We start from the raw sequence: 14,353 nt of genomic DNA, 5'->3' as shown, positions 1-14,353 counted from the left end.
GCCAGAGCGGGTATTACATTGTCTGAGTGAAAGTACGGGTGATGACGTCCTGCTGCTGTTCTTTCGTCAGCGAGTTGAAACGCACCGCGTAACCAGACACACGAATGGTCAGCTGCGGGTATTTCTCAGGATGCTCCATCGCATCCAGCAGCATTTCGCGGTTCATGACGTTCACGTTCAGGTGCTGACCGCCTTCGATAGACGCTTCATGATGGAAGTAACCGTCCATCAGGCCCGCCAGGTTGGTTTTGCGCACTTCGTCGTCTTTACCCAGCGCGTTCGGCACGATAGAGAAGGTATAAGAGATACCATCTTTCGCATAGGCGAACGGCAGTTTAGCAACCGAGGTCAGAGAAGCGACAGCGCCTTTCTGGTCACGGCCGTGCATCGGGTTAGCACCTGGGCCGAACGGTGCGCCAGCGCGGCGGCCATCCGGGGTGTTACCGGTTTTCTTACCATAAACCACGTTAGAGGTAATGGTCAGCACGGACTGGGTCGGGATTGCGTTGCGGTAGGTTTTCAGTTTCTGAATTTTCTTCATGAAACGTTCAACCAGGTCAACCGCCAGGTCATCCACGCGAGCGTCGTTGTTACCGAACTGCGGGTATTCGCCTTCGATTTCGAAGTCGATAGCCAGACCGTCTTCATCGCGAATCGGTTTAACTTTCGCGTATTTGATGGCAGACAGGGAGTCAGCCGCAACAGACAGACCTGCGATACCACACGCCATAGTGCGGATAACGTCGCGATCGTGCAGCGCCATCAGCGAAGCTTCGTAGCTGTATTTGTCATGCATGTAGTGGATGATGTTCAGGGCGGTGACGTACTGTTTCGCCAGCCAGTCCATGAAGTGATCCATACGTTCCATAACTTCGTCGAAATTCAGCAGATCGCCTTTGATCGGTTCAGATTTCGGGCCTACCTGCATTTTCAGTTTTTCATCAACGCCGCCGTTGATAGCGTACAGCATGGTTTTCGCGAGGTTAGCGCGAGCACCGAAGAACTGCATTTGCTTACCAACCACCATCGGGCTTACGCAGCATGCGATAGCGTAGTCGTCGTTGTTGAAGTCCGGACGCATCAGGTCATCGTTCTCGTACTGCAGAGAAGAGGTGTCGATGGAAACTTTCGCCGCGAATTTTTTGAAGTTCAGCGGCAGTTTTTCGGACCACAGAATCGTGATGTTCGGCTCCGGAGACGGCCCCATGGTGTAGAGGGTGTTCAGGAAGCGGAAGCTGTTTTTGGTTACCAGCGTACGGCCGTCAACGCCCATACCACCAACGGATTCGGTCGCCCAGATCGGGTCGCCGGAGAACAGCTCATCATATTCCGGTGTACGCAGGAAGCGCACCATACGCAGTTTCATCACCAGGTGGTCGATCAGTTCCTGGGCTTCCTGCTCGGTGAGTTTGCCTGCTTTCAGGTCGCGTTCGATGTACACGTCAAGGAAGGTGGAGACGCGGCCAAAGGACATCGCGGCACCGTTCTGGGATTTCACCGCAGCCAGGTAGCCGAAGTAAGTCCACTGCACGGCTTCCTGAGCGTTGGTCGCCGGACCGGAGATATCACAGCCATATTTCGCTGCCATCTCTTTGATCTGGCCCAGCGCGCGGTGCTGTTCAGCAATTTCTTCACGCAGACGGATAGTCGCTTCCAGGTTTACGCCATTTTCCAAGTCTTGCTGCAGAGAGACAAACTGTGCATATTTGTCTTTCATCAGGAAGTCGATACCGTACAGCGCAACGCGGCGGTAGTCACCGATAATACGGCCACGGCCGTAAGCATCCGGCAGACCGGTCAGCACGCCGGATTTACGGCAATTCAGGATGTCTTTGGTGTAAACGTCGAATACGCCCTGGTTGTGGGTTTTACGGTATTCGGTGAAGATTTTTTTCAGTTGCGGATCCAGCTCGCGGTTGTACGCTTTGCAGGAACCTTCAACCATTTTGATACCGCCAAATGGGATAATGGCGCGTTTCAGCGGAGCTTCAGTCTGCAGACCAACAATTTTCTCAAGAGACTTGTTGATATAGCCTGCGTCATGCGAAGTGATGGTGGACGCCACGGAAGTGTCGAAGTCTACTGGCGCATGAGTGCGGTTTTCCAGTTTGACGCCTTCCATAACTTTGTCCCACAGGGTAGTGGTGGCTTCAGTTGCGCCAGCCAGGAAGGACTCGTCACCCTCGTATGGCGTGTAGTTTTTCTGGATAAAGTCGCGGACGTTGACTTCATTCTGCCAGTCGCCTTTCGCAAAACCTTCCCAGGCTGTGGCTAACTTTTCATTAAGCTCGGACATGTAACACCTACCTTCTTAAGTGGATTTTTTATTTACTGCCTGGAACAACTATCAGCGATGGTCATCGCCACGCAGGTAAATGACCCAGTACGTCAATCCGACAAGCAACCCTCCACCGATAATATTACCAATCGTTACCGGTATCAGGTTATCGACGATGAAATTCATCACGGTCAGATGAGAAAATTGGTCTGGCGAAGCGTGGATCGCGCTCCAGAACTCCGGGCTGCCAAAGTGACGAATCACTATCCCCATCGGGATCATAAACATGTTGGCGATGCTATGTTCGAATCCGCTGGCCACAAACATGCCGACCGGCAGAATCATAATAAAGGCCTTATCAATCAGGCTGCGTCCTGAATAACTCATCCAGACGGCCAGACAGACCATCAGGTTAGCCAGGATGCCAAGGCAAACTGCCTCAATAAACGTGTGTTCAACTTTATGCGACGCCGTTTGCAGGACATTAAGCCCCCAGCCGCCGTTGGCGGTCATATACTCGCCAGAAAGCCACATCAGTAAGACAAAGAGCAGGGCGCCAATCAGGTTGCCGATATAAACATTGACCCAGTTGCGCGTCAGCTGACCCCAGGTGATACGCCCGCTGGCTTTAGCGACCACAATCAGCACCGTTGAAGTAAAAAGATCGGCGCCGCAAATGACGCAAAGAATCAGACCGAGTGAGAAACAGATACCGCCAATCAGTTTGGTAATGCCAAAAGGCATCGCGGCAGCGCCGGTGGTGGCGGTGATATAGAAAACAAACGCAATGGAAATAAATACGCCAGCCGTAATTGCCAGATAAAACGTCTTTAACGGATGTTTCGTGGCTTTATAAACGCCCGCTTCCTCGGCAACTTTCGCCATCGCAGCAGGGAGTAAGGAGTCAAAAGGGTTGTCAGCTTTCACACTAACTCTCTCTTTATTTATTCGGCGAGTTGATACTAACAAAGCATGATGCAGTAAAAGTTGATATGGATCATATCTCGCCAGGTTTGCAGGACTGAAAGGCGTCTGTTTTTTACGCAATTTCAGCTTAACTTTATGATTATCCAATAAAAAATAAATTTTAAATATTATTAAAAGTGTTGAAAAAAAGCGGTTTGCCTCTCCTCATAAAGTGTTAATCATTATGAATTATTGGCTAAAAAAGGTAACAATCAAGCCGGGCGGATATATTTAATATTCACCAGTAATTAACTTGATATTTACATTCAAACTTTTAACCAGACAAATAAAAACGGGGCCGTAAACGTGCCCCGTCATATTTGCTAAACATAAGTGTGAAGCAGGTCAATTGATATGCGTTATATCAATTTCCTTGCCAAAACCTGGCTTTAGCCCGTTGAAGTTTTTCATAGGCAGCCAGCAGCGACTGATGCGCCGGGAAAGCTTTCAGATCGCCGTCGACGGGCTGCAGGCCATAGAAGGGCGCTTCGCCGCTGATAGCCGCGCTCGCGGCTTCCACCGCATCTGCGCCATACATACGAACGAAGGCATTCAGGTACTGTAGCGGCTCGCGTTCCTCTTCCTGCGCCAGCAGCAGAAGCGTCTGCAGGCAACGATAATAATTGGCGCGCCCGGCGCTGAATACCGATGCGTTAAATTCCATGGTCCACTCGGTCCAGATCAGCGCCTGATCCAGATCGCCGCCAGCCAGCGCCAGCATCGCTTTCAGCTCGCCGATGCGCAGGGTATACCAGCCGTTGTCTTTACCCGTTGCCAGGCCCAGCAGTTCGCGCACGCGAGTGAAGTCGTCATGGCCTTCTTCGTCCAGTTGAGCGATCAGGTTCAGATAATCTTCTTTCTCCCACTCGCTGCCCGGCAGCGCCAGCAGCGTTTCGCGCAGATGGCTACCCATATTGTTATTCGCGAGCAGCAGATCTTCTGCCGGATAGATGTCAGACATGCCCGGCACAATGATACGGCAGGCGTAAACGCCCAGATGCTCGTAATCGGCGATGTAGACTTCTTTATCTTCAGCCTTAAAAATCGCCATCAGGGTAGCGAACTCTTCTTCCGTCGTACCGGCGAAGCTCCAGTCTACAAACGGATAATCCGCGTCCTGCTTGAACATATCCCAGGAGATAAGACCGCTGGAGTCGATGAAGTGCGTCTCAAGGTTCGCATGTTCGGCCACTTCTTCATCATCGAACGTCGGTGGCGTAAACACGTCGAGATCTTTCAGGCCGCGGCCCTGCAGCAGCTCGGTGACGGTACGCTCCAGCGCCACACCGAAATCGGGATGCGCGCCGAAGGAGGCAAAGCAGGTGCCGTTGGCCGGGTTAAACAGTACAACGCAGATAACCGGATATTTTCCGCCGAGAGAGCCGTCGTAAGCGAAAATCGGAAAGCCTTCCGCTTCAAGTGTATTGATAGCTTCGACCACGCCAGGATAGCGCGCCAGCACCTCCTGCGGGATCTCCGGCAGGCTGATGCTTTCGGCAATAATGCGATTCTTGATATGACGCTCAAACACTTCAGACAGCCCCTGAACACGGGCTTCGTTGCGGGTATTGCCCGCGGACATGCCATTGGATACATACAGGTTGCCGACGATGTTCATCGGAATGTAAACGGTCTGTTCATCTGACTGGCGGGTGAACGGCAGGGCGCAGATGCCGCGCTCTTCATTACCAGACTGCAGGTCAACCAGCATACTGGCGGTCAGTTCGTTCTCCGGATCGTAAAACGCGCGCAGGCGGGCATCAAGAATGCCTTCCGGCAGTTCATCGCTTTGCGGGATCGGAAACCATTTTTCGTTCGGATAGTGCACGAACGGGCCGTTTGCGATCGTATCGCCCAGCCAGAAATCGGCGAAGAAATAGTTGGTGGACAGACGCTCAAAGTATTCGCCCAGCGCGGAAGCCAGCGCAGCTTTTTTGGTAGCACCTTTACCGTTGGTAAAGCACAGCGCGCACTCTTTGTCGCGAATATGCACAGACCAGACGTTCGGCACCGGGTTTAGCCAGGAGGCTTCTTCGATGTTAAAGCCCAGATCGGTGAGTTTCTGCTGGAAGCGAGCGATGGAGTCTTCCAGAGCGGCATCTTTGCCGGGGATGAAGGTTTGAGTCATGGGATCCACTTTTATCGTACGCAAAGCGCGCAATGATACGGATTTTAGCCCTTCTGCGCCATCGTCCCGCCCGATGCGGCAAAAATAAATCTTACGACTATCCTTAATCAAGATAACTCCCTGTTATGGCGTAAGAAAAATATGAAAGCTTTCGATTTGCAACGGATGGCGCTTGACAAGTTTCCATTAGAATTTCTGGGTGAAGTCGCGCTGCGCAGCCTTTACACCTTTATCCTGGTGTTTCTGTTTCTCAAAATTACCGGGCGACGTGGCGTACGTCAGATGTCGCTCTTTGAAGTACTAATCATTCTGACGCTCGGATCAGCGGCGGGGGACGTGGCGTTTTATGACGACGTGCCGCTGCTGCCCGTGCTGGTAGTGTTTGTTACGCTCGGCGTGCTCTATCGTCTGGTGATGTGGCTGATGTCCTGTAGCGAAAAGCTTGAGGATCTACTGGAGGGCAAACCGCGCATCATTATTGAAGACGGCGAGCTGGCCTGGGAAAAGCTCAACCGGGAGAACATGACCGAATTTGAGTTTTTTATGGAGCTGCGTACCAAAGGCGTGGAGCATCTGGGGCAGGTGCGACTCGCTATCCTTGAGGCTAATGGTCAAATCAGCGTTTATTACTATCCCGACAAACTGGTACGACCGGGACTGTCGATTCTGCCGGAGTATTGCAGCGAGCGTTTTGAACATATCCCTGAAACCGGCGATTACGCCTGTATCCGCTGTAGCGAAGTGGTGACGTTTGATGCCGGTGTGAAACCGTCCTGTCCGCGCTGCAAAAACCATATATGGGTGAAGGCAAGCACCGCGACCCGCGTAACCTGACAGCAAATTCCACCGTCAGCGGGCGCTGTGCTGGCGGATTGTGTTGTGTGATTTGGCGCACATTCCCCCTGGCGCCAGGATTAGCCGTTGCAGCCCTGTCAACGGAATGATAAAACCGATAGCCACAGGAAAAACTTATTGCTTTTAGCGTGGTGAGGGGAAATGGCTCAGGTCTACAATTTTAGTTCTGGCCCGGCGATGCTGCCGGCGGATGTGTTACGAGTGGCTCAGGAAGAGTTGCGTGACTGGCAGGGGTTAGGCACCTCTGTGATGGAAATCAGCCACCGCAGCAAAGAGTTTATTCAGGTGGCGGAACAGGCGGAACAGGATTTTCGCGATCTGCTGGAGATCCCCTCAAATTACAAAGTGTTATTCTGCCACGGCGGCGGACGCGGGCAATTCTCCGCGCTTCCGCTGAATCTGCTCGGCAACAAAACGACTGCCGATTATGTTGATGGCGGCTACTGGGCGGCAAGCGCGGTTAAAGAAGCCAAAAAATACCTGACGCCGAATGTGATTGACGCGAAAATCACCGTTGATGGCAAACGCGCCATTAAGCCGATGAGCGAATGGCAGCTCTCGGCGGATGCCGCTTACGTCCACTACTGCCCGAATGAAACCATCGACGGCATCGCGATTAACGATACGCCTGATTTTGGCGACGCTATCGTTACCGCCGATTTCTCCTCCACCATTCTTTCTCATCCGATTGATGTCAGCCGTTACGGCGTCATCTACGCGGGCGCGCAGAAAAACATTGGCCCGGCGGGCCTGACGCTGGTCATTGTGCGTGAGGATCTGCTTGGCAAGGCGCATGTCTCTTGCCCGTCGGTGCTGGATTACAGCGTGCTGAGCGAAAACGACTCCATGTTCAACACGCCGCCGACGTTTGCCTGGTATCTCGCGGGCCTGGTGTTTAAATGGCTCAAAACCAACGGCGGCGTGGCGGCGATGGACAAGATCAACCAGCAAAAAGCCGATCTGCTCTACGGCGTGATTGATAACAGTGATTTCTATCGCAACGATGTTGCAACGGCTAACCGTTCACGCATGAACGTACCGTTCCAGCTCGCCGACAGCAGTCTGGATAAGCTGTTCCTTGAAGAGTCCTTTGCTGCGGGCCTGCACGCGCTGAAAGGCCACCGCGTGGTCGGCGGCATGCGTGCCTCTATTTATAACGCGATGCCGCTCGAAGGGGTAAAAGCCCTGACCGACTTCATGGTGGATTTCGAACGCCGTCACGGTTAATCCTTCCGTTATGATTCGCCCCGCGGCTGGCCGCGGGGTTTTTATTCTGTTTTATTGAGACTTTTTCCATGCAGGAATCCCTGACCTTACAACCCATCGCGCGTGTGGATGGCACCATTAATCTTCCTGGCTCCAAGAGCGTTTCCAACCGGGCGCTGCTGCTCGCCGCACTGGCAAAAGGCACTACGACGCTCACCAACCTCCTGGATAGCGACGACGTGCGCCATATGCTGAACGCGCTCAACGCGCTTGGCGTTCATTATTCGCTTTCAGACGATCGCACCCGCTGTGAAATTCAGGGGCAGGGCGGGCCGTTCAATACGCTCGTGGAGCTGGAACTGTTTTTAGGTAACGCCGGAACCGCAATGCGTCCGCTGGCAGCGGCGCTGTGCCTTGGCACTAATAATGTGGTGCTGACTGGCGAGCCGCGCATGAAAGAGCGCCCGATTGGACATCTGGTCGACGCGCTGCGTCAGGGCGGCGCAGATGTCACGTATCTGGAGCAGGAAAACTATCCGCCGCTGCATCTGAAAGGCGGATTCACCGGTGGCAACGTAACCGTTGACGGCAGCGTTTCAAGCCAGTTCCTGACCGCGCTGTTAATGGCCGCTCCGCTGGCACCGGGCAACACCGCTATCGACATTAAAGGCGAGCTGGTATCAAAGCCCTACATTGATATCACGCTGCACCTGATGAAAACCTTTGGGGTTGAGGTGGAAAACCAAAACTACCAGCGTTTTGTCATTCAGGGCGGCCAGCAGTACCAGTCGCCAGGACATTATCTGGTAGAAGGCGATGCGTCTTCCGCGTCTTATTTCCTCGCGGCGGCAGCCATTAAAGGCGGCACTGTCAAAGTCACCGGTATTGGGCGCAATAGTGTGCAGGGCGATATTCGCTTTGCTGACGTGCTGGAAAAAATGGGCGCACACATCACCTGGGGCGACGATTTCATCAGCTGCACCCGCGGTGAGCTGAACGCGATTGATATGGATATGAACCATATTCCCGACGCGGCGATGACCATCGCCACTACCGCGTTGTTTGCTAAAGGCACCACCACGCTTCGTAATATCTATAACTGGCGTGTGAAGGAAACAGACCGCCTGGCGGCGATGGCCACCGAGCTGCGCAAAGTCGGCGCTACGGTTGAAGAGGGGCATGACTTCATTACCGTTACGCCGCCTGCGCAGTTACAGTTTGCGGATATCGGCACCTATAACGATCATCGCATGGCGATGTGTTTCTCGCTGGTGGCGCTTTCCGACACGCCGGTTACGATTCTCGACCCGAAATGCACCGCGAAAACCTTCCCGAATTATTTCGCGCAGCTCGCGCGTATCAGCCACTCTGCTTAAATACGTAGTTTTTCCGGAACGGCAGCGCGCCGTTCCGGGCATCTGCGCCCACTTCTTCTACACTCAGCCACAATGGCGGCGATATTTTGCCGGAAAGATAACAGTCTGCGGTGATGAAGCGTATAATGCGCCGCGTTCACGTTGCAGGCCTGCCATTTGTTATTGAAGGAGAAAAAGATGACGGCATCCGTCCCGGTAATCACAATCGATGGCCCAAGCGGCGCAGGGAAAGGCACGCTCTGTAAAGCGATGGCTGAAACCCTGCAATGGCATTTGCTGGATTCCGGCGCCATCTATCGGGTTCTCGCGCTGGCCGCCCTGCATCATCATGTTGATGTCGCTTCCGAAGAGGCGCTCGTTCCGCTGGCTGCGCATCTGGATGTGCGCTTCGTCGCGCAGCAGGGCGAGCTGGAGGTCATTCTGGAAGGTGAAGACGTCAGTGCCGAGATCCGCACGCAGGACGTGGCCAACGCCGCCTCGCAGATTGCCGCGTTCCCGCGTGTGCGCGAAGCACTGCTGCGCCGTCAGCGCGCATTTCGTGAAGCACCCGGCCTGATTGCCGACGGGCGCGACATGGGAACGGTGGTTTTCCCTGATGCGCCAGTGAAAATTTTCCTTGATGCTTCCTCCGAGGAACGTGCTCATCGCCGTATGCTACAGTTGCAGGAAAAGGGCTTTAGTGTTAACTTTGAACGCCTTTTGGCCGAGATAAAAGAGCGCGATGACCGCGATCGTAACCGGCCAGTAGCGCCGTTAGTGCCCGCGCACGATGCTCTGGTGCTGGATTCCACCAGCCTTAGCATCGAAGAGGTTATCGAAAAGGCGCTTGAATACGCCCGTGAAAAACTGGCGCTCGCGAAGTAACGCGACCGAATTTGCAGTACCCCCGTTGCAATGGAGTGACAGCGGGTATGTGAAACAACCCCACCCAGCATGATGCCAGGTGGACGTTAATTTAAAACCTGAAGATTAAACATGACTGAATCTTTTGCTCAACTCTTTGAAGAATCCCTGAAAGAAATCGAAACCCGCCCGGGTTCTATCGTTCGTGGCGTTGTTGTTGCTATCGACAAAGACGTAGTACTGGTTGACGCCGGTCTGAAATCTGAGTCCGCCATTCCGGCAGAGCAGTTCAAAAACGCCCAGGGCGAAATTGAAATCCAGGTTGGTGACGAAGTTGACGTTGCTCTGGATGCAGTAGAAGACGGTTTCGGTGAAACCCTGCTGTCTCGTGAGAAAGCTAAACGTCACGAAGCGTGGCTGATGCTGGAAAAAGCTTACGAAGAAGCTGCAACCGTTACTGGTGTTATCAATGGCAAAGTCAAGGGCGGCTTCACTGTTGAGCTGAACGGTATTCGTGCGTTCCTGCCGGGTTCCCTGGTAGACGTGCGTCCGGTTCGTGACACCCTGCACCTCGAAGGCAAAGAGCTTGAATTCAAAGTAATCAAGCTGGATCAGAAGCGCAACAACGTTGTTGTTTCTCGTCGTGCCGTTATCGAATCCGAGAACAGCGCAGAGCGCGATCAGCTGCTGGAAAACCTGCAGGAAGGCATGGAAGTTAAAGGTATCGTTAAGAACCTCACTGACTACGGTGCATTCGTTGATCTGGGCGGCGTAGACGGCCTGCTGCACATCACTGATATGGCCTGGAAACGCGTTAAGCATCCGAGCGAAATCGTGAACGTGGGCGACGAAATCACTGTTAAAGTGCTGAAGTTCGACCGCGAGCGTACCCGTGTCTCCCTGGGCCTGAAACAGCTGGGCGAAGATCCGTGGGTTGCTATCGCTAAACGTTACCCGGAAGGCACCCGCCTGACTGGTCGCGTAACCAACCTGACCGACTACGGCTGCTTCGTTGAAATCGAAGAAGGCGTTGAAGGCCTGGTACACGTTTCCGAAATGGACTGGACCAACAAAAACATCCACCCGTCCAAAGTCGTTAACGTTGGTGACGTGGTAGAAGTGATGGTTCTGGATATCGACGAAGAACGTCGTCGTATCTCCCTGGGCCTGAAACAGTGCAAAGCCAACCCGTGGCAGCAGTTCGCTGAGACCCACAACAAAGGCGATCGCGTTGAAGGTAAAATCAAGTCTATCACTGACTTCGGTATCTTCATCGGCCTGGACGGCGGCATCGACGGTCTGGTTCACCTGTCTGACATCTCCTGGAACGTGGCTGGCGAAGAAGCCGTTCGCGAGTACAAAAAAGGCGACGAAATCGCTGCCGTTGTACTGCAGGTTGACGCAGAGCGTGAGCGTATCTCTCTGGGCGTTAAACAGCTCGCAGAAGATCCGTTCAACAACTACGTTGCACTGAACAAGAAAGGTGCAATCGTTACTGGTAAAGTAACCGCAGTTGACGCGAAAGGTGCTACAGTTGAATTAGCAGACGGCGTTGAAGGCTACCTGCGCGCTTCTGAAGCTTCCCGTGACCGCGTAGAAGACGCGACTCTGGTTCTGAGCGTTGGTGATGACGTTGAAGCTAAATTCACCGGCGTTGATCGTAAGAACCGCGTTGTGAGCCTGTCTGTTCGTGCGAAAGACGAAGCTGACGAGAAAGATGCAATCGCTTCTGTTAACAACAAACAGGAAGAAGGCAACTTCTCTAACGCAATGGCTGAAGCATTCAAAGCAGCTAAAGGCGAGTAATTGCCTTGACAGATTACAGGTTCCGGCCTGTAATCAGACACTAAGGGCGGCTTTGGCCGCCCTTGTTCGATGATAGCTGTAAGACAATTTTCCTGAATGGAAACCGGAGGAAACATGACCAAGTCAGAATTAATCGAAAGACTTGCAAGCCAGCACTCCCATATCCCGGCGAAAGCGGTGGAAGATGCGGTTAAAGAGATGCTGGAACATATGGCCTCTACCCTTGCCCAGGGCGAGCGTATTGAAATCCGGGGTTTCGGCAGTTTCTCCTTACACTATCGCGCACCACGCACCGGGCGTAACCCCAAAACAGGTGATAAAGTCGAGCTGGAAGGTAAATACGTTCCGCACTTTAAACCGGGCAAAGAACTACGCGACCGCGCCAATATTTACGGTTAAGGTTTATCGCTTAACCTAGCAGAAAACGGTACTTACGGGTGCCGTTTTTTGTGCCCGTCACATGACTTTGCGAGCTTTCTCGACGCATTGCCTGCAACATCTGCAATACCATAAATTTTTCTCTGCACATCTCGTAAATCCGCCAGTTACAGCCTGACAACACTCCTTTTAGGCCGCACACTCCGGGGCAACAAGGAGGAGTCTGTGATCTCACTGCCCGCGTTGAGCCTGTGCGTTATGGCTGGTCTGTCGCCACTGCTGTTCTTACCTTCGCTACCGACTGTCGCGCAGATAGCCGTCATCACAATTGCATCGACGTTAATGCTGTTTTTGCGACATTCCGCTGTGCGGTTTCTGGCGCTGACGCTGCTTTTCTTTTGTTGGGGGCTGCTCGCTGCCCGACAGGTTACGCTGCCATATGATTTGTTAACGACAAAAACGCACCAGGTTGAAGCCGTTATTACCGGGACTGATGGCGCGACGGAACATCATATTAAAATTTACCGGGCAGACGGCAAGCGGTGGTTTCCTGCGCCTGGCGTGGTACTGCGAGACAGCTATTTACCGAAAAAGGCCTGCGCCGGTCAGCGCTGGTTGATGACGTTGCGCCTGCGGCCAGTTCACGGGCAGCTCAACGAGGGCGGTTTTGACAGCCAGCGTTATGCCTTGTCGCAACATTTACCGATGACAGGGCGTGTTGTATCTGCGCAACTCCTTGAAGATAGCTGCAGCTTTCGGGCTCGTTATCTGGCTTCTTTCAGTCACCATATGGCGGCTTTTAACTGGCAGCCAGTGATACTGGCGCTCGGTTTCGGCGAACGCATGGCATTGACGGATGATGTCAAACGCTTGCTTCGTGAAACCGGCACCGCGCATTTGATGGCTATCTCAGGGTTGCACATCGGCTTTGCGGGGACGCTTGGATGGGCGCTGGCGCGCTTACTGCAACTATTACTGCCTGCGCGTCGTTTAGGCTACCGGTTTCCTTTGCTGGCGATGCTTATTGCGGCGGCGCTCTATACCTGGCTTAGCGGGAGTAATCCGCCTGCCATCAGAACGCTTATCGCTCTGTCCGCGTGGTGCGCGCTGCGGCTTTGCGGCAGGCAATGGACGCCCTGGCAGGTATGGATGTGCTGCGTCGCGGCCATCCTGTTTTTTGATCCTGTGTCGATATTATCGGAAAGCCTCTGGCTCTCGGCCTTTGCCGTGGCAGCGCTGATTTTCTGGTATCAGTGGGTGCCGCTGCGCGCGGAAGGGAAATGGCGACCGTTAAAAAGCTTGCTGCATCTGCAATGTGGTATGACGCTCCTTCTGCTGCCACTTCAGTTGCTGTTGTTCCACGGACTCAGCCTGACATCGCTACTGGCAAATCTAATTGCGGTGCCGGGCATTACTTTCGTCGTTGTTCCACTGGTGCTGTTGAGCATGGTGCTGGATCTGGCGCATCTGGCATGGCTGGAACATTACGCGGGTTTGCTGGCCGATAGATCGCTCGCGTTGCTTTTCTGGCTGTTGCGAGAGCTTCCCCCCGGATGGCTAAGCCTTGACCAGCGCTATCAGTGGATAACACTCGCCCCGTGGCTGATTATCATTGCGTTGAGAGTGGGCTGGCACCGCATTTCGCCCGCCACGTGTGGTATCTCACTGGGGCTGTTGACATGGTCCTTCTGGCAAAAAACGGCAGATGATGTCTGGCGGCTGCACATGCTGGATATCGGACATGGGCTTGCCATCGTCATTGAGCGCCACGGCAGAGCGATACTCTATGACAGCGGCAACGCCTGGCCGGGCGGCGACAGCGCGCAGCAAATCATTATTCCCTGGCTACGGTGGCATCATCTCAAGCCTGAGGGCGTCATCATCAGCCATGAGCATCTGGATCACCGTGGCGGACTGGAGAGCCTTACCAGTACGTGGCCGACGATGTGGATACGCAGTTCGCTCCACTGGGCTGGTCATATCCCCTGTGCCAAAGGCGCGCACTGGCGCTGGCAGGGGCTGGTGTTTACGGTTCACTGGCCTCCTGAAGGGTATCAGGAGCGAGGCAATAACCGCTCCTGTGTCGTTAAAGTGGATGACGGCGAGCACAGCATCCTGCTAACAGGCGATATTGAAGCTTCCGCAGAGTTGGCTATGCTCAAAAACCAGTGGCAACCGTTGCAGGCGGATATTCTTCAGGTGCCTCACCACGGCAGCCGTACTTCATCGACGCCTACGCTGTTATCGGTAGTTAATGGCAAAGCGGCGCTGGCGTCGGCATCACGATATAACGCCTGGCGGTTACCTTCAGCAAAAGTGGTGAAACGCTATCAGCAGCACCGTTATCAGTGGTTTGATACGGCACATGCCGGGCAGCTTTCAGTCTCTTTTTCATCAGGGCAATGGAAAATCGAGGGGTTAAGAGAACAGATTTCACCCCGCTGGTATCATGAGTGGTTTGGCTCACCTGCTGAATACAGGTAGAATATGCGGCTATTTCAACGAAAGCTGGTTTTT

Annotated in this window: 10 protein-coding genes; 7 read left to right on the top strand and 3 right to left on the bottom strand. The window is 53.6% G+C overall.

The window, feature by feature from the left end; genetic code table 11:
* Positions 1-13: 13 nt before the first annotated feature.
* The 3 genes from pflB to ycaO all read right to left on the bottom strand — a co-directional run bounded on the left by pflB (position 14) and on the right by ycaO (position 5,372).
* Positions 14-2,296 carry a formate C-acetyltransferase gene (gene pflB, locus G6041_RS08375; RefSeq protein ID WP_004387360.1) on the bottom strand — a complete coding sequence of 761 codons (2,283 nt, stop codon included), beginning with the start codon at positions 2,294-2,296 and terminating at the stop codon, positions 14-16.
* Positions 2,297-2,347: 51 nt separating this feature from the next.
* Positions 2,348-3,205, bottom strand: a complete 858-nt coding sequence (gene focA / locus G6041_RS08370) for a formate transporter FocA (protein ID WP_004387359.1) — start codon at positions 3,203-3,205, stop codon at positions 2,348-2,350.
* Between the two features lie 403 nt (positions 3,206-3,608).
* A complete protein-coding gene (ycaO, locus tag G6041_RS08365; RefSeq protein ID WP_012125216.1) occupies positions 3,609-5,372 on the bottom strand; it encodes a 30S ribosomal protein S12 methylthiotransferase accessory factor YcaO in 1,764 nt (587 codons plus the stop codon).
* 141 nt (positions 5,373-5,513) lie between these two features.
* Between ycaO and G6041_RS08360 the strand changes: the two genes are divergently transcribed.
* From G6041_RS08360 to G6041_RS08330, 7 genes are all read left to right on the top strand, one after another.
* Positions 5,514-6,206 (top strand): DUF421 domain-containing protein, encoded by a 693-nt coding sequence (locus tag G6041_RS08360; RefSeq protein WP_004387357.1) that lies wholly within the window; start codon positions 5,514-5,516, stop codon positions 6,204-6,206.
* Positions 6,207-6,368: 162 nt separating this feature from the next.
* Entirely contained in the window at positions 6,369-7,454 is a 1,086-nt protein-coding gene (serC, locus tag G6041_RS08355) for a 3-phosphoserine/phosphohydroxythreonine transaminase (RefSeq protein WP_007866472.1), read from the top strand.
* Positions 7,455-7,522: 68 nt separating this feature from the next.
* Positions 7,523-8,809: a 3-phosphoshikimate 1-carboxyvinyltransferase gene (gene aroA / locus G6041_RS08350; protein ID WP_012125215.1), complete on the top strand. Its 1,287-nt coding sequence runs from the start codon at positions 7,523-7,525 to the stop codon at positions 8,807-8,809.
* A 177-nt stretch (positions 8,810-8,986) separates the two neighbouring features.
* On the top strand, positions 8,987-9,673 hold the full coding sequence (gene cmk / locus G6041_RS08345; RefSeq protein WP_004387355.1) for a (d)CMP kinase: 687 nt from the start codon (positions 8,987-8,989) through the stop codon (positions 9,671-9,673).
* A gap of 111 nt (positions 9,674-9,784) precedes the next feature.
* Positions 9,785-11,458, top strand: coding sequence for a 30S ribosomal protein S1 (gene rpsA, locus G6041_RS08340; protein ID WP_004387354.1), 1,674 nt, complete (start codon positions 9,785-9,787; stop codon positions 11,456-11,458).
* 114 nt (positions 11,459-11,572) lie between these two features.
* A complete protein-coding gene (gene ihfB, locus G6041_RS08335) occupies positions 11,573-11,857 on the top strand; it encodes an integration host factor subunit beta (RefSeq protein ID WP_004387353.1) in 285 nt (94 codons plus the stop codon).
* A gap of 204 nt (positions 11,858-12,061) precedes the next feature.
* Positions 12,062-14,320, top strand: a complete 2,259-nt coding sequence (locus tag G6041_RS08330; protein ID WP_041460553.1) for a ComEC family protein — start codon at positions 12,062-12,064, stop codon at positions 14,318-14,320.
* Positions 14,321-14,353: the final 33 nt, after the last annotated feature.

The organism is Cronobacter sp. HA18003 (assembly GCF_011605905.1).
Taxonomy (GTDB): Bacteria; Pseudomonadota; Gammaproteobacteria; order Enterobacterales; family Enterobacteriaceae; genus Cronobacter; species Cronobacter sakazakii.
Note: the sequence above shows the minus strand (reverse complement) of the source record. Positions and strands in the feature narration are given on the sequence as shown.